The following is a 23941-nucleotide window of genomic DNA, read 5'->3' as shown; positions in this document are numbered from 1 at the left end:
CTGATATCCCCCCCAATCTGTAGACTGTCAGGGATCGGGCGGATCAGAATCCGAGGCTGTCTAGCAGGTCGTCGACCTGATCCTGATTTGAGACAATACCTGCAGCGGTTTTGTCGACTTGAGGACCATTGAGCAGCCCATCACCAGCACGCTTAGGTTCAGCCTTTTTCTCAGGCATATTTTCCAGCAAGACCATCAGCAGCTGTTTCTCAATCTCCTGGACAACGTCCATCATGCGTTTAATGACCTGTCCCGTCAGATCCTGGAAGTCCTGCGCCATCATGATTTCCAGTAACTGAGCATTGGTGAAAGAGGTATGTTCGGGAACTTCCTGTAGATAACTACGGGTATCCGTTACCAGCTCACGTGCATCGGCCAACTCGATCGGATTTTCAAACCACTCATCCCAACGCGTCGTCAGGGATTTAGCGTCTTCTTCCAACTTATTTTGCCGCGGCTGAGAAGCCTCAACACAGTTCAAAGCGCGTTCTGCCGCCTGTGCGGTCATCTGAACAACATAATCAAGACGATCGCGAGCGTCAGGAATTGCTTCCGCCGCTTCGGCAATCGCATGATCCAAGCCCAGCTCTTTCAGGCTATCACGCAGCATACGAGTCAGTTGACCGATACGGGAAATGATCTCGGTCGCAGAAGCGTTATCGTTAACAGGGGGCACCGGATGTGGATTCATGACATCTCCTTACATACCCAGCTTTTCGAAAATTTTACCCAGCTTTTCTTCAAGCGTAGCCGCGGTAAATGGTTTAACCACATAACCGCTGGCACCAGCCTGCGCTGCTGCAATAATGTTCTCTTTCTTCGCTTCTGCGGTCACCATCAGTACCGGAAGTTTGGAAAGCGTGCCGTCGGCGCGAATGGTTTGCAACAGTTCCAGACCATCCATGTTGGGCATATTCCAGTCGGAAATAACGAAGTCAAAACCACCGGCGCGCAGCTTGTTTAGAGCATCTGCACCATCTTCCGCTTCTTCCACATTGTTAAAGCCCAGCTCTTTTAGCAGATTTCTGACGATACGACGCATCGTCGAGAAATCATCTACCACTAAAAATCTGAGTTCTTTATCAGCCATACCTACTCCTACAGTTATTATTGCTCACTCGGAGCTGCTATATACGTAATGCCTGTCCGGCAGAAATTTGAGCCAGCATTCGCTGACTTACCTGGTGCAAATCCACCACTTCGTCGACACCACCGAGCGCAATAGCCTCTCGAGGCATACCGAAAACTACACAGCTGGCTTCATTTTGCGCCATCGTGTATGCGCCGGCCTGATGCATTTCCAATATTCCCATCGCGCCGTCGTTACCCATTCCCGTCAGAATAACGCCGACCGCGTTGCGGCCCGCGAATTTCGCGACGGAGCGGAATAACACATCAACGGAAGGACGATGCCGGTTCACCGGTGCCTCGTCATGCAGCTTAACCTGGTAGTTTGCCCCGCTGCGCGAAAGCTCCATGTGACGGGCTCCCGGCGCGATATACGCATGACCGGGCAGAACACGTTCTCCGTCTTCCGCTTCTTTCACCGTGATCTGACACAGCTTGTTGAGACGCTCGGCGAAAGATTTGGTGAAACCCGGGGGCATATGCTGCGTAATAATAACCGCTGGGCTGGTCGGCGGCAGCGGCTGAAGAACATGGCGAATCGCCTCTGTACCGCCGGTTGATGCGCCGATCGCAATCAGCTTTTCACTACTTAATAGTGGCGTACTGAGCACTTTCACCGGCGCAGCAGCGCTCTGGCTGTGTTGCGGTAGACGCGCCTTGGCGGCCGTGCGGATCTTGTCCGCGATCAGCTCGCTGTACGCCAGCATGCCTTCACGGATCCCTAACTGTGGTTTGGTCACAAAATCGATCGCCCCCAGTTCAAGCGCCCGCAGCGTGATTTCCGATCCTTTACCTGTCAACGATGACACCATAACAACCGGCATCGGTCGTAGTCTCATCAGTTTTTCGAGAAAATCTAATCCGTCCATGCGCGGCATTTCGACATCCAACGTCAGAACCTGTGGATTAAATTTTTTTATCAGGTCTCGCGCCACCAGAGGATCCGGCGCGGTCGCCACCACTTCCATATCGGGATGACTATTGATGATCTCAGTCATGATTTGACGCATGAGCGCTGAGTCGTCAACGCACAAAACTTTTATTTTGCTCATTATCTTTCCTTAGCCAGCCCATACACAGTCTGCCCGCGCAGATAGAATTCCCGACTGATCTGACTGAAATTCTCTGAATGACCAGCAAATAGTAATCCGCCGGGTTTAAGCAGCGGAACAAAGCGGCGCAGGATGCGTTCCTGTGTTTCTTTGTCGAAATAAATCATGATGTTACGGCAAAAGATGGCATCAAACGGCGCGGGAACGGCCCATTCAGGCGCCAAGAGATTCAACTGCTGGAAATGAACCATTGAAGCCAGCTCAGGCCGCACGCGAACCAGCCCGCTGTGCGGACCGGTACCGCGTAAGAAGAAGCGCTGCATCTGTTGCGGAGAGAGCGAGCGCAACTCATCCTGTCGGTATATTCCGGCAGAAGCCTTTTCCAGCACCTGAGTATCGATATCGCTGGCAATCACCTGGTAATGATTATGTGATTTGTCGCCAAAAACCTCTGACAACGTCATCGCTAGCGAATAAGGCTCTTCCCCCGTAGAAGCCGCGGTACTCCAAACGGAATAGTTACCCTGCCGCTTGCGGGCATGTTCAGCCAAGATCGGGAAATGATGCGCCTCACGGAAAAAAGCCGTCAGGTTGGTGGTCAATGCGTTGGTGAACGCCTGCCATTCAGCGCTATTGGGATCAGACTCCAATAGCGCCAGGTATTGACCGAAATCGTTTATGCCCAGCAGTCGCAGACGCCGAACCAAACGGTTGTAAACCATTTCCCGCTTGTGATCGGCCAACACGATACCGGCACGTTGATAGATAAGCTGGCTGATACGTTTAAAATGCGTGTCAGAAAGCGGTAACCGTTCAACCATCTGCGACAAAATTGATGCAGATCCAGAATGATTTGGCGATGTCGTATTTTTCATTGTCTAACTGCCCGAAAATGGATAGGTTATCTTCTTGTTTTTGAATATGGGCTCGTCCCTAACAGCAATTACAGGCATACCATTTATCAGATATCCATCTTCTGCAGATGTATGGCGCAGCCGCAGCGCCTTACTGGTAAACATTCAACCCTGTGCCCCTCAACCTCCGAGATGCTGCTGATTTTTATATCAACGCTTAATTAGCTCGGGTGACACGTCCATCTAGTCACTGCGTTTTACCCACTTCGCTACCTCTATACTCGCTGTCGGAGGCTACAGTAGCCATGTCTACATATCGTTAACCACGGCCATCAATCAAAAATTTGCTTTTATAATAGGCTGCCGGTTTCCGGCAGCGCTGCCATTAAGGCTATAAGTTTTGCTGTGTGACTTCAGTCTTTGCCCAACTCACGCGGAGCTGTCAGCCCATGATCCGGCTCGACATGTCCCCTGTACTAACTCCATCGGCTGATGCCGACCTTTCTTTAACGCAATACGCTTTTTCAGCGCGTATTAGCCGAAAATATAACCTTTCGGCTCGCTAAAACGATTTTTCCGGCCTCAAATGAGGCCAGACAGACGATCGCCGGTACAAATTCAAGCGTAGTGGAAATTACACTTAACATTCCGCGACGATCTGGGAAATCGTTAGAACTTTTCCCAATTATCACTGGATGAACCTACCGCCACAGCGCTAGTTTTACCTGGCGATTTTCCCGCCGATGAGCTAAGCAGCGCCGTTTTCGCCGCCGCTGGCGCAATGGCAGGACGAAAGGCGTTTTTTTCTTCCGGCAAACGGAACAGCGACACCGAATGGTTTAATCCACGAACCTGTTCTTCAAGGGCGACCGCAGCAGATGCTGATTCTTCTACCAAAGCGGCGTTCTGCTGAGTCACCCGGTCCATTTCCGTCACGGCCTGACCCACCTGATCAATGCCTTTGCTCTGTTCATCGGAAGCGGAAGCAATTTCGCCCATGATGTCGGTTACGCGGGTTACCGCGCCGACAATCTCGCCCATAGTTTCACCCGCCGTTTCGACCAGTTTTGACCCTTCGGCCACACGTCCGACAGAGTCGTCGATAAGCGTTTTGATCTCTTTGGCCGCCTGGGCGCTGCGCTGCGCCAGATTACGGACCTCACCTGCGACCACCGCAAAACCACGACCTTGTTCGCCGGCACGGGCCGCTTCAACCGCAGCATTCAGCGCAAGGATGTTGGTCTGGAAGGCGATACCATCAATCACGCTGGTGATATCAGAAATTTTTTGCGAGCTGCCAGCAATATTGTGCATCGTTTTAACCACGTTATCGACAACCTGCCCCCCCTTCTGCGCCGTTTCCGAGGCGCTCAGCGCCAGTTGGCTGGCCTGACGCGCATTTTCGGCGTTTTGTTTCACCGTAGCCGTCAGTTGTTCCATGCTCGCCGCCGTTTCTTCGAGGGATGCGGCTTGCTGCTCGGTACGTGAGGACAGATCGTTATTACCAGCGCTGATTTCAGTTGAACCGGTATAAATTGCTTCGGCACCCTGACGTACTGCACTCACTGTAGTAATGAATTCACTCTGCATATGGCGAAGGCTGTCGGCCAGAATACCCATTTCATTAGTACCCTGAAATTCAAGACGATGAGTCAGATCGCCTTTCGCCATATAACGGATATTTTCGACAATCTTATTCAGCGGTTGGATAAGAGCACGGTTAACGCCCAGCCAAACTACGCTGGACATAAACATGACGAGGACCACGATAGAACCAAGGATCCACAATGAAAAACTGTATGCCGATGCATTTTCTTCTATGGCGTTTTTGTAAATGGCATCATAGGAATCACGATAGGTCAGGTAGGTTTTTTCGAACGTGTTCTGATAACTCTGTGTCGGCTGATCGAGGAAAGCCTGCAGCTTATCCGTTGTGATGAACACGATCAGTTCGCTTAATGCACCATTCAACGCGTTGAAATCGGCTTTAACCGCCGCCTGAATAGCTTTATCCTGTTTTGGCGAATACGGGATTTTTTCGTAGTTGCCGAAACGATCGTTGGCCGTCTGCAACTGTTTTTTTGCTAATTCGATGAGTTCATTCGCGGCCGAATTATTCGTAGACTGAGTACTTTGATTCAGCGCCAAACGTGAACCGGCGCGGTTAAGCGTATTTCGTGCCTGCAGCAGGTACGTCCAAGTTGCGTCTAACTCTGATTTTTGATCGTTGAGGATGCGAGTATCGCGAAAAATCTCACGATCCGTTTTCAACGCATTGAAAAACAGACCACCAGAGATGAATTGAAGAGCACTGAACAATGCCAAGATAAGAACTAAACTCGTTACCACTTTAATACGATTAAGCATTTGAGCCTTTTCCATAGTTCCATGAGTCGATCACCGGTAATTGGACATTACCTGGACAGATTTCCGTTTAAAAAATTCATTACACACAACTCGGGCCATCATTGCGATGGCCCGAGTGATGAGTATGTTTAAATCAACCTTTCAGCACGCTATCAACCAACGCCATTTCTTCGCTACTCAACAGCTTTTCAATATCCACCAGAATCAGCATCCGTTCACCCAAGGAGCCTAGGCCTGTTAGATATTCCGTCGAAAGCGTTACCGCAAACTCCGGTGCCGGACGGATCTGATCCGCGGTCAAAGACAGCACATCAGAGACTCCGTCAACGACGATCCCCACGACGCGCTGTCCCAGGTTCAGGACAATAACGACCGTATTGTCATCATAGTCAACTTCCTGCTGTGCAAATTTAATGCGTAAGTCAACGATCGGAACGATAACGCCGCGCAGGTTGGTTACACCTTTAATAAAGGAAGGCGTGTTGGCAATGCGAGTCACCTGATCGTAACCCCGGATTTCCTGTACCTTCAGAATATCGACGCCGTATTCTTCGTCGCCAAGCGTAAAGATCAGGAATTCCTGCCCTACGGTTTCACCTGCCAGTTTTGTGACGTTTGCAAGTCCAGTCATGTTACTCACCTTATTATCAATAGCCGTTTTTTGTTAAGCGGTCTCTACCACACGCTTTTCACGATAAAGCGCCTGCAACGCCGACACATCAACAATCAGCGCAACACTTCCATCGCCCAGAATTGTTGCGCCTGAAACGCCTGGCACCTTGCGGTAGTTGCTTTCCAGGTTTTTCACTACCACCTGATGCTGACCAATCAGTTGATCAACCAGCAACGCGTAACGACGTCCCGCACTTTGCAGAATGACGACAATGCCCTGAGTCGCATCCGTCTTCGCATTTTCTACATCAAACACCTGATAAAGCTCAATCAGCGGCAGATATTCGCCGCGAACCTGCAATACCCGCTCGCCGCCAGCCAGCGGATAGAGGTCTTCAGACTGCGGCTGAAGAGATTCCATCACCGCATTCAGCGGCAGAATGAAGACTTCGCCGTTAACCTTGACGGACATGCCATCCAGAATCGCCAGAGTCAATGGCAGCAGAATCCGGATAGTAGTTCCCTTCCCTTTCTGAAAGTAGATTTCCACATGACCGCCCATCTCCTGGATATTTCGTTTAACCACGTCCATACCCACGCCGCGGCCAGAAACGTCAGTGACCTTTTCCGCCGTAGAGAATCCGGGTGCGAAGATCAGCATCCCGACTTCTTCATCCGTCATGCTGTCGCTGACGGAGAGTCCCTGAGAGAGCGCCTTGGCAAGAATACGTTCACGGTTCAGCCCGGCGCCGTCATCGATGACTTCGATACAAATGTTGCCGCCCTGATGTTCAGCGGACAAGGTCAGATTACCCACGGCCGTTTTGCCGGCGGCGACACGATCCTCGGGAGGTTCAATACCGTGGTCAAGGCTGTTACGCACCAGGTGAGTCAGCGGGTCTATGATGCGTTCAATCAGGCTCTTATCGAGTTCGGTAGAGCTGCCTTGCAAGGTCAATTCGACTTCTTTGCCCAGCTTGGCGGCTAAATCACGAACCAGGCGCGGGAAGCGGCTGAAGACATATTCCATCGGCATCATACGGATGGACATGACGGATTCCTGAAGATCCCGCGCGTTACGCTCAAGCTGCCCCATACTGTTCAGCAAGTCGCCGTGCACCACAGGGTCCAGCTCGCTGGAACGCTGCGCCAGCATGGACTGCGTGATCACCAGTTCTCCGACCAGGTTGATGAGTTGGTCAACTTTTTCAACGGCAACACGAATGCTGGTATCACCGGTTTTAGGCCGAGCCTTCGCCGCTTCCGCTGGTTTAGCGACGGGTGCAGCAGGTTTGGTCGGTGCAGCCACAGCCGGAGCTGGTTCAACCGCTTCAGGCTTGGGCGCTTCTTGCGGCGCCGCAGCAGTTGAAGCCGCGCCCGCGCCGGCAGTTTTGAAGTTGATCTGCTCTGGCTCCAGGACAAAGCACAGCACTGCAGTGATATCGTCTTGGCTTTCAGTCGTCACCAACGTGGCTTCCACGCTGCTCGCCGTCTGATGCGAATCTTTTACCGTACCCAAATTCGCCAGTTCTTCCAGCAACTGCGGGATTTCCTGTTCTTTCAGGCCTGTCAGCATAATACGCAGTTCATTATGTCCCGCGGGCGTGGATGGCACTGCGGACGAATTGGAATCACTTTCGTTGGTCGCAGCGGCAGGAACGGCTCCGCCCTCAGCTTCTTTAGACTCAAGCGCAAGCTGACGAAGGGCCTTGCAGATGTACTCGAAGCTTTCGGCGTTCGGTTCCTGCGCGGTTTTATAGGCGTCCAACTGATCCTGCATAATGTCTTTTGTTTCCAAAAACAGGTTGATAATGTCAGTGCTCAGCCGCATTTCGCCGCGTCTGGCACCATCTAACAGGTTCTCCAGCAAATGCGTGGTTTCCTGCAATACCTTGAAACCAAACGTCCCAGCGCCCCCTTTGATCGAGTGAGCCGCTCGGAAGATCGCATTCATCTGTTCGGTATCAGGGCTTGACGGGTCGAGCAGCAGTAAATGCTGCTCCATATCCGCCAACAATTCGTCTGCTTCATCAAAGAACGTTTGATAGAAAGCACTCATGTCCATGCTCACGTGGGTCACCTCTGCTGTGAATCGTAGCTTGTTGAAGAAGGCGTCACCTGGCTATCAGGAGAAGCGGGCAAAGCGGTAGTCGGCTGTGGCCGCCCGGCAGCGGGTGCGGCATTCGTCTCTATGACGGTTGCCGAACCAGGAGCTCCAGCCGCGCCTTGAGCTGGTGCCGGTGTTCCATTTTCGGCCGCAGGCGTAGCGCCGCTGCTACTGTTATTGTCGGCAGGTGCCGGGGTAGGTTTAGCATTATCAGGATTGAGATTTTGTAAATTCTCAGCTTTATCAATGTCAACGGCATTGTTTTCGGCGTTTTCACGCTCAATGCTTTCCTGCGTCTGCTTGTTTAGCACCACCAGGCTTATGCGCCGATTAATCGCATCATCACCGCTCAGTGCCTGCTTCAGCCCCATGGTGGCAGCCATACCGACGACGCGCAGCACCTTGCCCTCAGACAAGCCGCCGGCAATGAGTTCACGTCGGGATGCATTGGCACGATCGGCAGACAGCTCCCAGTTGCTATAACGCCGCTCTCCGGTCACATAAGGAGCATCATCTGTGTGGCCGGACAAGCTAATTTTGTTAGGGATATCATTCAGGATCGGCGCAATGGCACGCAGAATATCGCTCATATACGGCTCAACCTGAGCACTGCCCCGCTTAAACATCGGCCGTTTCTGACTATCGATAATCTGTATTCTCAGACCTTCTTCGATCAACTCAATCAGCAGATGCGGACGCAATGCACGAAGTCGCGGATCGGCCTCAATAAGTTGATCGAGCTTGTCTCGCAGTTTGATTAATTTGGCTATTTCACGCTGGCGTTGATCGCTGGAAACATCCATTTGCTTCCTGACTTCACCGTCCTGCTGAGTCGGGTCTTGTCCGCCACCGGGGATAGGACTGGACGCGTCGCCGATGCGAGTACCATTCGTCATGGCAATTTTTAACGGGGTACGGAAATATTCCGCGATCTGCGCCAACTGGGAAGGCGATGAAATAGCGATGAGCCACATCACCAGGAACAATGCCATCATGGCTGTCATGAAGTCGGCGTAAGCAATCTTCCAGGCCCCGCCGTGATGGCCAGCATGACCTGATTTACGCTTTTTTCGAATAATAGGGTGCTGATGTTTCATGCGTCACTTTCCGCTGACTGCGCTGCCGGCGCCTTCACATTGCGAATGTGCTCCTCCATTTCAGTGAATGAGGGACGGATCGTGGAATACAGCGTCTTACGCCCAAATTCTACGGCGATCTGCGGCGCGTAGCCGTTAAGGCTGGACAGCAATGTGACTTTTATGCATTGCAACACTTTGATCTTTTCAGCGTTTTTCTGACGGAGCAGTGATGCGAGAGGTGATACGAATCCATAGGCCAAAAGGATACCGAGGAAGGTCCCCACCATCGCATGCGCGATCATCATTCCGAGCTCTGCGGCGGGGCGGTCAACATAAGCCAGTGAGTGGACTACGCCCATAACTGCGGCGACGATACCAAACGCGGGAAGACCATCACCTATCTGAGTCAGACTGGATGCAGGGACTTCGCATTCATGTTCAACGGTCTCGATTTCCTCGTCCATCAACGTTTCTATTTCGAATGCGTTCATGTTGCCGCTGACCATCAGACGCAGATAATCCGTCACAAATTCAACAACATAACTATCTGACAATATGCGGGGGTAACTCGAGAAAATTTCACTTTCTTTAGGATTATCGATATCGAATTCCAGAGAAAGCATACCTTGTTGGCGTGATTTGGCCATGAGTCGGAAGAGCACGGCCATGAGGTCCATATATACCGCTTTGGTATATTTCGAACCTTTAAAGAGCAATGGTAAGACCTTGATTGTGCCTTTAATTGCTTTACCGTTGTTTCCCACGATAAACGCACCGATGGCAGCGCCACCGATAATCAGCAACTCGGAAGGCTGATAAAGTGCACCTAGCTCTCCACCGACGATAAGATAACCGCCCAGGATGGAGCCTATAATGACGATATAACCCAATATAACCAGCACAAGCATTCCTTATAGTAACAAGGGTAGTGGAGTGAGGTTAAAACGCAGTCTTATCGCGTATGACTTTAGGAGGAAAGAGCCCTGCCATTATGCCTATAACACTCAATGGCAGGTTCACTAGCGCTACCAAGCTCAGACTGCGTGCTTAACCTGTTCGTCCAGCAGTTGAGGTAGGATATCGGCAACGCCTGGAGAAAGTTTACGTCTTTTTACTGCCCGGGAAGGCGGTTGGCATAAACTACAAACGAAAACGTTTTTAGGCTGATGCGCGTGGGTGATGAACATTCCGTTACAGCAATTACAAGCTGACAACTGCAACATGCCGCTGTCCACGAAGCGGACCAGCGTCCAGGCTCGGGTCAATGCCAGTAAGGGCGTTTCGTTATGTGGTGAGCATTGTTCGATATATAAGCGATACGCTTTAATGACGGCTTCAACTCCACTGCACTTACTGATTTTTAGTAAATACAGGTAAGCGTTGTAAAACATGGAAGAATGAATATTTTGTTCCCACGTCATGAACCAATCAGTGGAAAACGGCAGCATGCCTTTAGGCGGAGGACTACCTCGTAATTCTTTGTATAACTTGATGAGACGTCCGCGGCTCAGCTGCGTTTCACTTTCCAGCATTTGCAAACGAGCGCCGAGCGTGATCAGTTCCATGGCCAACTGAATATCTTTAGCTTCCTGAACAATACTTTTCTCAGCCATTATTATGCCCTTTTCTTAGGCACGTTCTCTTCTTTTGAAGACAACTGTTGAAGTAAATGACTAGACAGAAGAATACCGGTATGGATCTGCTGCAAATCATCCACACGAGATTCCTGAGTCAGTTGCTTAATAGTTGTGTGATCGTTGAAGCGGAAGTGACAAATCAGCTGATTTGTTTCAGCCAATTTTACCATTTGAGGCAATGTTAACTGCATCAACGCATTAGCCATTTCATCATCAATGCCCAAACGAAACATCGCAGAAGCTTTTTCGTCATTAATCAAACGTTGTGCCAGTAACAAATAAGACAGGTTTATATCATAAATGTGCTTGAGCAGTTCAGAGGTACCCATAATCCATCCCAACAGGCTATGTTTCAACATAAATCGGGTGATATTAGCTATCGCCCAGTTCAATAATCACTCTCCATAGGTGGCATGAAACTATCGGTGCCAGATGTGCCAACTGCTTTTATGCAATTTTGTTTCGACTTTATTTACCACGCCGATCTCAACACCTTCTAGGCTCCTATTATCCATCACCTCACCAGCTCCCTTCCGTCCATTGTCGTCCTTAAACGAGGCATAGGATTAATCCTAAACGGTTGTCACTCTACCGCCTATACCCCAACACATACAACGCAGCCGCACGTGAATTTTGACAATTATGTGATGCGCATCACAAAAATGAAAGTTTTCGCTTTCATTTCTACGGCCTTTTTTCCCACAAACTGAAAGTTTTTTATACAAAAAACATACAGAAACGAAAAAAAACCACACTTTGTAAAGATTTTAAAAGTCACGATAATGACTGCAACTATCTGTTTTTAAAATAAAAAGAAGCCTAGTTTATGATACAGCCTATCTTGAGAACAAAAATACACCAAAATTCCATTAAAAAAATCAAATTAATAACGTTATTTATTAGTATTCCGATAATTATTTATTAAGACAAGATATAAGCTAAAACCATGTATCCGCGCCTGACGCCGACAGAAATAAGAAACAATATTTCCCAAAACCCTACAGGACGTAGGACAATCAATCACGGCAAATCATAATGAAATCAGAACACAACTAACGTTCACTTACTGCTTATTGACTTGTCACCAACCTAACAACAACGCTAGGCTATGCAGTGCGTTAATACTCGAATAGCGCTAGCTTTTTGAGATCTAAACATTTTTATAGAGCCACTACCGATATAGGACTCAAGATATAAATTCAGGTGATATGACAAAGTCATCTTTTTTTTTATCACTAAATCTTTAGAACCATCTCGGTAAAGATAAACATTTTTTACCACACACAGACTCAATTCATTAGTAGGCTTATAAATATACCCAAAAGTTTAGCTATTTTATACATTCCTTTTTTTATCACCTAGCTTATTACAGAGACATAAAACTATCACACGTAAAGCTCTTATTGTGGCTGTATGATGCTAAAAATATAAGTTGATTATTAGCGGCTTCATTTTGTGAATATTATTGACTGGATCTGATTTTAAGCCGCCAAACAGAAATGACGATCAGTAGATTGCGCGCAGCGAAGTTGGATCGTGCAAAAGTGATATTCATTTAAGCAACCACCATTGAAAAACACAACGGTTAATGGGGATTGCAACAAATAACCCGTTAAGATATCAACGACCTTGCGGGCGATGTCATTAGCAGTTTCTTTGACAACATTGTCCTGGTCGACAGACAGGAAAAATGAGTAGAAGCAATAGACGCTACTAATAATGTTGCGACATCTTATAGCCATGTGCTGGGCATTTTCATTCCGATGAATATTGAAAAGAAAATTTAAAAGAAAATAATGAAATAAATAACAAGCCCCTTAACCCTGCTTCATTTTCATACGTAAAGGACAATAACGTTGAGAATCAACAGCAAAAAATAGCGTAAGCGCTTACAACAGGCGGAGCCATTATATGAAATGAGCTCGGTTGTCTCCATGCCGCAGAAATATTAATCCGTCTTGCCGTTACAACGAATACACAGGTGATGTTCACCCCAAGGGGAGAGGACATTTTCCCTGAAAAGTTGATTTTTCGTTGTTTGCCACCGTGTTAGGCGCAGATGGCGTCAAGGTCGCGCAGGCGGACGATTTGGAAACCACGCTAAGCGCAGCCATCATGAAAGGCGTTCATGCTGTTGTTGATGTTCTAATCGATAAAGACGCGCTACCACCGTTGCTTGATCGAATCAATACTATCAAGTCACTCCAGAGATAAGTTCCGCTTTGAATAATTCGAACTGCGGCGAATTCGCCGGGATCAAACTCGGCGATCCAACAAAATGTCTGCGCTAAGCAACAGGTTGTCTCTCGTCTATCGCCAGCATTTATGAAACTGTTCATAAGGTGGGTAACACGGTTGCGAAGTCATTGCCAAAAACGCCGTCAGCCCGCGAAGGCGATAACACGACCGTCCTCGCCCGGCTGACATTCCGCCGCAATGGGAGACCAGCCGTGGCTAACGACTAAGCGCCGTTCGTCATGACAAATTTCAAGGCGTTCACTGCCACGTATTTGCGCCTTGAGAAAAGTTTCAATGGTTTCCGACAAGCTGATTTTCAAGCGTATGGCCTCACGGTCCGCCATCGGATGTTCATCCAGATGCACCAACGGCACAAAAGTCGACGCCAACATCATCCAACGTGAGGGAACCTCTACGGGGTCAGGCACATAGTGCGACTGACGAAGCCAGTCTTGCGCACGCCCACGCAAATTTTCGCCATCGACAAGGTCTCCTCACGCCACGGCGAACAACTCCATAACCCACTGGTTACAGTTCTGATTGTCCAAACCAAAGGCGCAGGCGTTAGCGCTGTAATCGGTAGCCAGCAATCGTAGGGCGAGCCTCGAGTCGAGCGCCGCTGAACTCAACTTTTGCGCCGCCCCCGCTGGGAACCTGACCCCCTGGATATAACCGAGCGATCCATTTTCGGTTCCCATCACGTCCCCGGCCAGCCCTTGATCGTAGATACGCGAACATCCTTCATCACGGGTGTAATAGAGTTGGCGTGCGGCGAGATCGTCGTGCCAGTGGTCGGCAAGCACCAGGTAAAAAGCTTTCCGCGTATCGCCATGAGCGAATTCGAGACCGTAGACCCTCTGTTGAGCGAGCACCGCATCACCGGCTTCCAAGCCTTGTTTGTCGAAAACCGCCAATGGCAGATCGAGCACGAGGTTCCGACGGGTATTATTGCCTTGCAGGGTGACACGGCGACATCCGGTGCGGTTAGGCGTATCGCCAACATTGAAGATTTGATAATTGCCGCCGGACGTCTTTTCATCATCCTCTGAGCTGTCGTTCGATCCGCTTAGCGAATCCGATACGCTCCCGCGGGATGCCGATTCGGCACTTGAGGCCGATGACGCGGATGACGCGGATGACGCAAAGATTTCATCCTGCGCGTGGAGCGAAGTGCCGATGGCCGCAATCAGGCATACGAGACGAAAAATCGTTAGAGAGGCCATACGGGTTTCTTAAGTAACGCAAACATTGACTCCGTTGCTCCGCCAAAAAAGCGTGGCGGTTTGACGCCAACGCTGCAACGGCTATCGCAGCTTGAGATTCGCGCCGCGTCATGGAATCGATATGGTTAACCACGGAGTCTTATTCGCGGACGATTTTGCCCGGACAACAACACGCCAGTAATGACCGGTCGGTCATTCCCCCCGCAACTACTGAATGCACGGACAGTAAATATCGGGTTCGACAATATCGGCCCGCTTTTTCGCGGTAGACCCGGCGGCCCCGGGCCAAAGAGATCCTCTGGCGAGGTCGGACGCGAAAATGATCAAACACCCCGCCAGCAAGCGGGCTGCCCCGACAGGAGGCAGATACAACGCGAACTGTGACTATTCGCTGGGACATAACAACAAAGTCAGTAGCTTTCGATGCGTCTCTTTGACTGCCTGCACCTCAATCTGCGCCCTGTCCTTGTCCATCACCATCTGAGTGACTGCCGCATAGACGACGGGGGCGATCACAACGCTGAAGTTTTCGGTCAACGGACTGGGCTTTACCACTCCGGCCGCCACGAATCCATCAATGAGCGCCTGGCGATCCCTGCGTCCTTGCATGTTTCCTGCCCCCCATTTTGCGAGCAGATGCGGCACACGATGTCCTTCAGTGATGAGAAGCCGGGCGATCGCAATCGTATCGTCAGTTAGCCCACCGTAAGCAAAATCAATAAGACGCTCGACAAGTTCGTTAGCATTTTCGACATCCCGCAACAGGTTCCAGTTGCTTTCCGAGCGGCTCATCAATTGCTCAAGGAGCGTCTTGAATATATCGTCCTTGCTGGCGAAGTGGACATAAACGTTGGCCTTAGATATGCCCGCCCGACGGGCAATCCTGGAAATGCTGGCAGCAGTAAAGCCCAAGGCGTTGAATTCGATCAGGGCCGCATCGAGAATCTGCTGGCGCCGAACCTCAAGGGGCAAACGCGTTCTTTTCTTTTTTTCGTTGGGGTCAACACCGATCAAGGAGGTAGATGGATTTTTTTTCTTCATATTGCCATTTGCCATGTCATAGAAGCGCCGGATCGCAAGGTTCGCGTGCAGCACCGATACGCGACCAGCGGAATTAGCGGAGCCAGGAGGAAAGCCTTTTCCTCACTTTCGCGTCGTTCAAGGCTGTAAGCATCAAAACGAACACAACGCTGCTTACTCCTCACCACAGACCGCTCCATCACTCCCAGCAGGGTGAAATCACTGGATGCCTTAGCCAGCCCCCTCGTGATGAGGAGGAAATAGGTGCAGTCCTGATTCGTCAGAGTTTAAAACACAAGGTTGCCGAACGCTCTCTTTATATTATTACCGCCCTCCCAGAGCGGGAGCTTTGAACCATCAACGTCTGGCCCCCAGGCAGGAGTAACCCACAGCCTCTCGACCCACAACGGTGCTGATACTGAAATTATTTGAACCGGAAAAAATACTAATGACCGATCGTTCATTATGGTATAAATCTCATCTAGCCCCACAACTCAAGCCAGTCGAGGGAGAACACGGTAGCGCAGTGCTCTTTATAACTTCGACATGCACAACGGGGCCATACTGCGGAATGGAGGCAAGTCAGGCCGCCAGACTGCTTGATGAAAATTACGGCTTGACCAACGGCCTTCTCCACAGGAAAGGAATACACCTATGAACGCATGCCGCCTCATCCTGCTTACCCTGATCGTGCTGGTTAACAGCGCCTGCGCCAGCGATAAAGTGCAACAGAAAACCGTCGCGTCAGATCCCTCTACGCCGATTGCCGTTGGTCGGGCTGATAAGTCCTCATCCTCTGCATCAGACACCGCTCGCGTACCGGGAAGAGAGGATTCCACCAAAACGGGGACGGCTGCGGCGCCAAACGTACCGCGATCCGATGAAAATGCGCAAGCCGACCGGGCGGCGCTCCCCCCAACGTCGGCCAACCGCGCTGTTCCACCCGGTCCGGAAGGATCCGCGCGGGATCCGTGGGAGGGATTCAACCGTCGGATGCACAGTGTCAACAATGGCATCGACCGATACGTGACCCGTCCTCTCGCGGTCACCTATGAGAAAGTCACGCCAGAATCAGTGCAATCAAGCGTGACGCTGTTCTTCAAGAATCTGGGCGAACCGACGACGGCCGTCAACCACACATTGCAAGGTAGGCCGGGCCTGGGCGCACAATCATTGGGACGCTTTGTCGTCAACTCGACCATCGGAATTGGCGGCCTCTTCGATCCGGCGACCCACATCGGCTTATCCAGTCAATCCAAGGAGGACTTTGGCCAAACGCTTGCCACATGGGGCTGGAGCGATTCCCGTTATCTCGTTATGCCTTTACTCGGCCCACGAACCGTCCGCGACACTCTGAGCATGGTCGGCGACCAACCACTGTCTCCCATCGGCTACGTGGAAAACAGCGGAGTGGCATATGGGCTGCAAGTCATGAAACTGGTTGATGGGCGAGCGAGAGCACTTCCGATGGACGAAGCCCGCAAGCAGGCGGAGGACGAATATATTCTGGTGCGTGACGCCTGGATGCAGCGACGCGACCGTCAGATAGATCAGGATCTGTGATAAACGCCTGCGTGAGGGGGTAAACAGCCACGGGGGCGGCATCTTTCGCCAGATGAGTTGCGACGTGTTACGCCGACTCGCCGATACGTAAGACGTCGTCTTTAGCCGTCATAGAAAGCTGAAGCAGATTTTCGGGCAGGGAAACGTCTGAAAGACCAATATCACCAATAGCATGAATATCCGCTCCTGATCCCGGTTTGTTTGGAAAAAGGAGCGCACTCGCGAATAGTGGATATATCAGCACCTTCAACTCCGTTACTGAGAATAGCCAGGACAACTCGGCCCCAGTAGACAATCCAGCCCAACAACAGGGCCGGATTGTCTACTGGAGAGGGATCAGTCCATGAACACCGTGCCGTACAGGCGGCAGGCGGCAGGCGGCAGGCGGCAGGCGGCAACCAAATCACGTTGGATATTTAATCATCAATACAGAATAAGGAAAATGCCCTGTATCGGTTCATTTTTCTCATTCGACGACAAAATATCATGGCCACAAAAATCTCTGTCGCCATACTGCCGCCATTTTAATTTCTAAGGTTTATTGCAGGCACAAAAAAACCGCCATATGGCGGCCGATGACTTTTGCTAGGAGATTGATTATTATGGGTTTTATTCAATGGTGCCCAGGGCGGGACTTGAACCCGCACAGCGCGAACGCCGAGGGATTTTAAATCCCTTGTGTCTACCGATTCCACCACCTGGGCCAAAATTTGGAGGCGCGTCCCGGAGTCGAACCGAGGTAGGCGGATTTGCAATCCGCTGCATGGCCACTCTGCCAACGCGCCTTAATGACTGACCTACATTGATAACAACGATGTAGTTTTGAATGGGGACCAGATTGTCATTTCTTTTCTAACCAATTGATTAGAATCAACTTTCTTATTCCCTAACCAGGAATGGACGCTATTATGGACTGGTTAAGAAGGGATGGCAAGCCCTTTGTACACCGCAAAATATCAAGTGCCTAAAAGTTGATCTCCTCGCGTCATACAGCCCGTGACGGCAGCAAGAAATGCTCTATTTTTATCCTGATGCAATGACAATGGCACCTAACGACGCTTCACCATATGACGAGACACACGCCCTCCATTCTTTATGCGGGTATATATGGACGCAAGCTGACCACTCGCCCGAGGTACGGGCTTAAGAATAGTCGAGCTGCGGCACTGTAAAATAAGCGTGGCTTGAATTATCGGGTGTTGCATCGCCAGTCACCGAACATGGTGGCCTGCTTTTGCAGAACAAAAAACGATAAGATCATCGATTAGTGAATACATGAATAGACTGCCAGGAGGAATAAATTTATCGGGTTCCATATTGTCTTAATAATACCAACCTTTTTTCTGAGTATTTTTTAGTCAGCATGTTCACCCCTCGTTTAATAGCGGGTCGGTTATGACACTATAACCACATCCTGTTTAGAGGCGGGATAGAAAATATAAATGACGTGATATTCGTTGCCTATCAACATACTGAAAGCGCCGTCACACATTGAATGCTAATTAGCAAGTGAAATGAAATATAATTTTATTAAAAACGCTCTCTATCTTTGACAAAGAACAGGATGTCTAAACACAGGCTGGTTAAAATGTACGTAAATGGGGAATAGGGATTTAAGAAAGCCAATTTTATTTACCAAGAACACTTTAAATAAACATTTACTCCTAATAAATAGCCTGCTGTGTAATATATTATTAAAAATCGCAGCCGCGCTTTCTTTCCGTGCACACGCATCAATAATAAAGAAAAGGATACGCATTGAATACTGACACAGCTAATAATATACAATTTGAGAGATCTACAAGGCGGTATATCAATCACCAGGAGAATTAGTCCTCATTAGGCTATACCGGCGACAAATTAAGCAATGACAGGTAGTTCACCCATTGGTGGTTGCGTGAAGGCTTAGCTTCGCGTAGGTATTATCGGTGCCAATGCTTGGGTATTTTCTCGTATAAATAACAGAAGCCCTGTCTGAATTTAATCCATCAGTAACGATGGAAAATAACTCGTGCGTAGTTGTTATCAGTAGATAAATACAGATTTTAAAAAAATGGTGAGGATTTATTTACATCGATTTATCGATTGTGTTTTCCCTTGTTTTCGAGATCACAACCGATAAATTGATGACAACATAAATACAATATCACCGCCGAAATATTTTGCTTTTCTTGATGCCGAATCAAGCATTAAGAAATGAGGTATTTAGGTGGCCGTCATTTTAATGACAGATAACAGGATTGTTAATTCATAAATACTTAGAGGTCACAATGAAAACTAAAGTGAAGAATAAATCGGCAGAGGTATGTTCTTTATCTCAACATGAGGAAAAACAGCGCACGCTATCCCGGCGTAAGTTCCTGCTATATGGAAGCTGCGTCGCCGGAACGGTTGCGCTGGCCGGCACCGCTCATAAGACGATGGCGAAAGAGGCCGTAACCAATGCTGCTGCACCGGTAAAATGTCCTCCTGGCGTGATCGCCTCCTCATGTGTCGCCGCCGATCCGACATTGGCTCCCGGTGCAAACCCCGCAGCGCCGAAAACCGTCACCATTACGCCTCGGGCTGCCGAAAATGTCGTGACCGAGTATCCTTTCAACGGCGGACTGCTGTTCGGCGTCATGGTCAGTAATCTGCACGAATTCGAGACGGCAGGCCTTTTCGCCCATCAGGATAACACCGATGTCATTCTTACCAATTTGGGCACTCAGCCGGTCTATATCGCCGCGACGGCGCACGTCAATAGCGACCTGCACCATGACACGCCGCTGCGTCACGCCGTTCCCGCGCTACAAAGCATCATCATCCGTGCGGGTGCCGTGATTACCACCGCTGACGCCTCGGCAAACGGCGTGATCTCGCTGATTCAGGTTCGCAATACCCGCAATGTCGAATCGGATATTTTTTCACAGGATACTCAATGGGCAAAATACGCTTTCCCCGCGGGAACGCCCGCGCTTCCGCTATGGATCTCGAATCAGCTTCATTTGAACCACAAGATCCAGGTGAATCCGTGGCAGTTGACCGGTTTACCCGCGCCCGCGGGCAGCAAGGTGCTGCCTTACGAACTGTATGTCAATCTGTGGTGGCTGCCGGCCGGTTCCGATGCCGGAATCCACGCCGCGCATGGCAGCAACCTGTTCGAGATCCATACTCAGTTGATTGGCTGCGGCCGCATGCAGAAGTTCACCGACATCGACAAAGCCCGCGCAGCGATTGCGGGCAAACGGTCCATACTGCCGGAAGGCGGCGCTGTATCGCCGTTCGATACGGGTAAAGCCTTCCCTGAACTCTATGAAGAATTCAGACTGGCGCCCGGGAACACACATCTGCCGATGCCGATCGTCACAGAATACGACGCCTGGAAAGGCGTATCGCACATCGCTAAAAATGCCAGCATGGATGACCCCTGTTTCTTCTACCCGCCCCATCAATATTACGCTGACACCGATAGCGTTTGGATTGCCTTTGAATTTCACCGTTCAGCAGACAAGCACTAATCAACTATCAAGGACAGCGTAATGATAAAAAATAGAGAACTTCCCACTTCGTGGCGTGCTTATAACACCTATGACTATGTTCCCGTGGACGAGTGGTCCGTCGGCGACGATATTGAGCTTTATTCGGTCTACTGGGATGGCAAACCCCACTCCCCCAATGGGTTCGACGCGGATTGGACGATTTATATCAATGCCAAGGCCAAACCAAAATCCGGCATCGCAACCGCCGAACGAGAGGTGTATCTCGTGCTGCAGGTCACATCTTGTGAGAAAGATGCCTTTAGGGTTCGCTTTGCGCCTTCCGCCGAGAGCATTAAAGACTACCCAGATAAGGTCTATGGACCGATTGTCGTGGAACGACTGGATCAGATACGCCGATATGAGCAGACAGCCGGATACCATCCTCTACTGCGCTGGAATCGCGATGGCGTCAGCATCCAGCTGAAATCTATCCAGATTCAGTTCTTGCGTGACAAGAACGGACTTTTGTCGATCCAGATCAAACGCCTATCCGATGGCGCCGTCACGGATATTTCATCCGGCCCGCTCTGCCATGCCAAACCCGGCGTGGGCACCGTCGCCAATATGAAGCGTAAAGCCGAGGCTGCCACGCACTACTTCGGTCTGGGCGAAATCGTCAATTACAATCTGACCGGAAAAAGCAATGCGACCATCGGACACGCCATTGAGGATTGCTACAGTTACAGCGGCTATTCTCTACTGGACCATACCGGCTCGCAGGTCACCTGCTACAACTACGACAACCTGTGGTACAACCAGCCGGAAGTCTTTTCGACCAAGACAAAGTACAAAGACGCATTCAAGACCAACGCCAACATCCCGCTTTATCTGAACGCGCCTTTTTATATCGAGCGCGCCGTGGTGGAGGGCCGCCAGCAATTTCTCGGGGTGTTCCTGGATAATACCGGCCAGAGCTATTTTTCCCTCAAAAATCCATCCCGCGACAAAAATGCCGTAGAAGCCGGCGTTCAGCACGGGGAGTTCGACTGCCACTATATGTTCGCGGAACAAGGTGCGGGCGTGATGGATGCATTCACCTTCCTCATGGGGAAAGGCGAACTGAATGCGCCAACGGCAAAAGACGTGACGCTGAATGACCGTGCGGTGATGCCGCCTAAATACATCTTTGGCTATTTTCAGGCCAAATACGGCAGTCCCGGCCTGCTGCGCCCGAATGATGTGGACGACCCTATCAAGGTTTACGTTGAAGATATCGTCAAAGGGCACCAAAAAGCAGGGATCCCAATCGAAGGTCTGGGAATTGATATCGACATACAGGAAGACAAAAAGGTCTTCACCATCAAAGACAGCTTCTGGACGAAAGGTAAGGTCGACAAGGGGATGTCGGTCTTTGATTGGGCGGCCCAGTTCAATCTACAGTGCCAAACCAACATTACGCCGTTCATCCGCGCGGACAAAGTCGCCTATAACCCGGCAGATAAATTAAAAAAGCAGTATGTCACCGCTCAGGGACTGATCGAGAAAGGCTACTGCGTGGCTAACGAGGGCGAAGCCAATATTCCCAAATTCCGAGGCCCGAAACGTGAGAGCGACTACCCCGGACTGACTTATACCCGCATCGGCGAAGTCAACTATCCCGACCAGAATTTGCTGGTGCTGGATTACGGCATCAATGCGCAAACGTCAGAACGCGATATGATCGGTGCCGTGATCCCAGACTACGGCAACCCGGACGCCGCGCGTTTTTGGGGCGACCAGTATGCCTATCTGCTCAAAAATGGGCTAGGGTTCATCTGGCAGGATATGCCGGCGCCGGACTCCATGCCCCACGTTGAGGATGGAAAAAATTTCGCGGATACGGAAGCGCCACGTAACCAATTCGGCTGGTCGCTTACCGGCGAATCGCCCAGTGACGACAGAAGAAGAACCAATACCTTCAACTGGCGCAGCTACCACGGCCAGGCGCATTTGACCGATCCCCGTTTCGGCGACGGCCGTAAGACGCCGTATGTCGAACTGCGCAACTTCCATGCCTATATGCTGGCGAAGTCCAGCTACGAGTACGGACTCAACGCACACGAAGATATGCTCAAGGGCTATAAACGCAGCTATATCATCTGCCGCAGCGGCTACCCCGGCCTGCAGCACTATGCGGGTCACTGGGTGGGCGATAACGCATCGACCTGGCATCACCTGCAGGCCACGCTGCCGATGGTGCTCAACCTGGGGATGTCCGGGCTACCGATTTCCGGTTCCGACGTCGGGGGTTTTGCGCCCGGCGAAGCGCCTGAAGACCCCAGCAGCATCTTCTTCGGTACTCAGCACTGCCGCAATCATAACCCGATGGTCTACGACCGGCTGGTGCTAGGCCCCGACGACATCGACATCGGTGATATCTGCGAACACGAGCTGATGACCCGTTGGGTTCAGGCCGCGTGCCTGTTGCCGTGGATGCGCAACCACTACGATGCGATGAAACCCTTTCAGGAAATTTATCGTTTCAACGAAAAGGCCCCCGTCAGCGGCAATCGCACATTCGCGGACATCATGGCGGCGTTTGTCTGCTTCCGCGTTCGCTGGCATCACCTGCTGTATGACGCGATGTATCAAAATACCCAGACCGGTATTCCGATCTTGCAGGCAATGTGTTTATGGCAGGGCGATGACGCGATCTTTGACAAACGCAACAAAGACATACTGGCGACGCAGTGCTTCATCGACCGTTCGGTGCTCTATGCGCCGATCATGACGCGCAGCATGGCCGGAAGCGAAGCGGCCTACGTGGCCGAAAAAGACATTTACTTCCCTAACGCGGTCAAAGGGCAGACCTTGAACTGGTATCGTTACCATGCCGTTGAAGACACGGTGGACATCGCCAACCCGATTAAAGGGGGCCAGCGCCGTGCCGTCAGCGCTGATATCACCAATGTGCCGCTGTTTATTCGCGAAGGCGCGATTATCCCCGAACGCCACGCGCAGTCCGATCTGCCAGCGCCGTTCAAGAATATCCAGGTGATGGATAAGTTCCAGCAACCGCTGGTGCTGGCGCTGTATCCGCTCGGCGAGTCCGGCGAAGGCCACCATCAGCTTTACTGGGACGATGGCGGAGTCACCCGTTCGGCAGAACGTCAAGGGCAGTTCTCAGTAATCGACGTTCGCCAATGTCGTGCCGAAGATTCGCTGGAGGTCAGTTTGACGCCGCGCAAGTACGACTATCCGCTGCACACGTTCGTCTACCTCCGTATTCGCACGGACAAACCTGCGTTGCAACGGCTGACGGTCGGTTCTTCCACCCTAAGCGCGCGCGTAGATTCGACGGATGCCCTCTTCAAACACGAGGGAGAGGCGGCCTATGTCGACCCGCGCGGCAGTGTCTGGATTAAAGTCAGTACCCGCACGTTATCTGCAACCAACGCGTTAACGCTGAAGATCGTGTCATAACGCATTCGGTCTCATAACGGGCAGGCTTCCCGCCTGTCCGTTATTTTTCTCCCACCATCGCGCACATCCATCTCTCCTGAAGCCTCTCTATCCTGAAATACCATTTAGCGTATAACGACATGCCACATTCCGCGATTT

General features: G+C 50.7%; 15 protein-coding genes, 2 tRNA genes and 1 pseudogene. 3 read left to right on the top strand and 15 right to left on the bottom strand.

Annotation, left to right across the window (positions count from 1 at the left end):
• Positions 1-43: 43 nt before the first annotated feature.
• The 13 genes and pseudogenes from cheZ to I6N93_RS06245 form a co-directional block, all read right to left on the bottom strand.
• Positions 44-691, bottom strand: a complete 648-nt coding sequence (cheZ, locus tag I6N93_RS06310; protein ID WP_085686086.1) for a protein phosphatase CheZ — start codon at positions 689-691, stop codon at positions 44-46.
• A 9-nt stretch (positions 692-700) separates the two neighbouring features.
• Entirely contained in the window at positions 701-1090 is a 390-nt protein-coding gene (gene cheY / locus I6N93_RS06305) for a chemotaxis response regulator CheY (protein WP_085686088.1), read from the bottom strand.
• 37 nt (positions 1091-1127) lie between these two features.
• Positions 1128-2180, bottom strand: a complete 1053-nt coding sequence (locus I6N93_RS06300) for a protein-glutamate methylesterase/protein-glutamine glutaminase (RefSeq protein WP_085686090.1) — start codon at positions 2178-2180, stop codon at positions 1128-1130.
• Positions 2180-3055 carry a protein-glutamate O-methyltransferase CheR gene (gene cheR / locus I6N93_RS06295; RefSeq protein ID WP_085686092.1) on the bottom strand — a complete coding sequence of 292 codons (876 nt, stop codon included), beginning with the start codon at positions 3053-3055 and terminating at the stop codon, positions 2180-2182. The genes I6N93_RS06300 and cheR overlap by 1 nt, the downstream gene beginning before the upstream one ends.
• A gap of 648 nt (positions 3056-3703) precedes the next feature.
• Positions 3704-5401 carry a methyl-accepting chemotaxis protein gene (locus tag I6N93_RS06290; protein WP_085686094.1) on the bottom strand — a complete coding sequence of 566 codons (1698 nt, stop codon included), beginning with the start codon at positions 5399-5401 and terminating at the stop codon, positions 3704-3706.
• Positions 5402-5534: 133 nt separating this feature from the next.
• Positions 5535-6032: a chemotaxis protein CheW gene (cheW, locus tag I6N93_RS06285; RefSeq protein ID WP_026741070.1), complete on the bottom strand. Its 498-nt coding sequence runs from the start codon at positions 6030-6032 to the stop codon at positions 5535-5537.
• Between the two features lie 33 nt (positions 6033-6065).
• Positions 6066-8072 carry a chemotaxis protein CheA gene (gene cheA, locus I6N93_RS06280; RefSeq protein WP_176222523.1) on the bottom strand — a complete coding sequence of 669 codons (2007 nt, stop codon included), beginning with the start codon at positions 8070-8072 and terminating at the stop codon, positions 6066-6068.
• Positions 8073-8089: 17 nt separating this feature from the next.
• On the bottom strand, positions 8090-9217 hold the full coding sequence (motB, locus tag I6N93_RS06275; protein WP_085686098.1) for a flagellar motor protein MotB: 1128 nt from the start codon (positions 9215-9217) through the stop codon (positions 8090-8092).
• Positions 9214-10101 (bottom strand): flagellar motor stator protein MotA, encoded by an 888-nt coding sequence (motA, locus tag I6N93_RS06270; protein WP_085686100.1) that lies wholly within the window; start codon positions 10099-10101, stop codon positions 9214-9216. Before motA ends, motB begins: the two co-directional genes overlap by 4 nt.
• Before the next feature lie 132 nt (positions 10102-10233).
• Positions 10234-10812, bottom strand: coding sequence for a flagellar transcriptional regulator FlhC (gene flhC, locus I6N93_RS06265; RefSeq protein ID WP_085686102.1), 579 nt, complete (start codon positions 10810-10812; stop codon positions 10234-10236).
• A 2-nt stretch (positions 10813-10814) separates the two neighbouring features.
• Positions 10815-11165 carry a flagellar transcriptional regulator FlhD gene (gene flhD / locus I6N93_RS06260; RefSeq protein ID WP_085686157.1) on the bottom strand — a complete coding sequence of 117 codons (351 nt, stop codon included), beginning with the start codon at positions 11163-11165 and terminating at the stop codon, positions 10815-10817.
• Positions 11166-13217: 2052 nt separating this feature from the next.
• Positions 13218-14297 (bottom strand): annotated as a pseudogene (locus tag I6N93_RS06250) (DUF2145 domain-containing protein).
• A 384-nt stretch (positions 14298-14681) separates the two neighbouring features.
• On the bottom strand, positions 14682-15353 hold the full coding sequence (locus tag I6N93_RS06245) for a TetR/AcrR family transcriptional regulator (RefSeq protein WP_197669191.1): 672 nt from the start codon (positions 15351-15353) through the stop codon (positions 14682-14684).
• 618 nt (positions 15354-15971) lie between these two features.
• Between I6N93_RS06245 and I6N93_RS06240 the strand changes: the two genes are divergently transcribed.
• On the top strand, positions 15972-16880 hold the full coding sequence (locus tag I6N93_RS06240) for an MlaA family lipoprotein (RefSeq protein ID WP_085686108.1): 909 nt from the start codon (positions 15972-15974) through the stop codon (positions 16878-16880).
• 617 nt (positions 16881-17497) lie between these two features.
• Here I6N93_RS06240 and I6N93_RS06235 read toward each other — a convergent pair.
• Positions 17498-17584: transfer RNA gene (locus tag I6N93_RS06235), tRNA-Leu, on the bottom strand.
• A gap of 7 nt (positions 17585-17591) precedes the next feature.
• Positions 17592-17665, bottom strand: a tRNA-Cys gene (locus tag I6N93_RS06230).
• 1497 nt (positions 17666-19162) lie between these two features.
• On the opposite strand from I6N93_RS06230, the gene I6N93_RS06225 reads away from it, so the two are divergent.
• Together I6N93_RS06225 and I6N93_RS06220 are read left to right on the top strand one after the other, a co-directional pair.
• Entirely contained in the window at positions 19163-20380 is a 1218-nt protein-coding gene (locus tag I6N93_RS06225) for a hypothetical protein (protein ID WP_139829915.1), read from the top strand.
• A 21-nt stretch (positions 20381-20401) separates the two neighbouring features.
• Positions 20402-23803 carry a TIM-barrel domain-containing protein gene (locus I6N93_RS06220; protein ID WP_085686112.1) on the top strand — a complete coding sequence of 1134 codons (3402 nt, stop codon included), beginning with the start codon at positions 20402-20404 and terminating at the stop codon, positions 23801-23803.
• Positions 23804-23941: the final 138 nt, after the last annotated feature.

It is taken from the genome of Lonsdalea populi (assembly GCF_015999465.1).
In the GTDB taxonomy this organism is placed as follows: Bacteria; Pseudomonadota; Gammaproteobacteria; order Enterobacterales; family Enterobacteriaceae; genus Lonsdalea; species Lonsdalea populi.
Note: the sequence above shows the minus strand (reverse complement) of the source record. Positions and strands in the feature narration are given on the sequence as shown.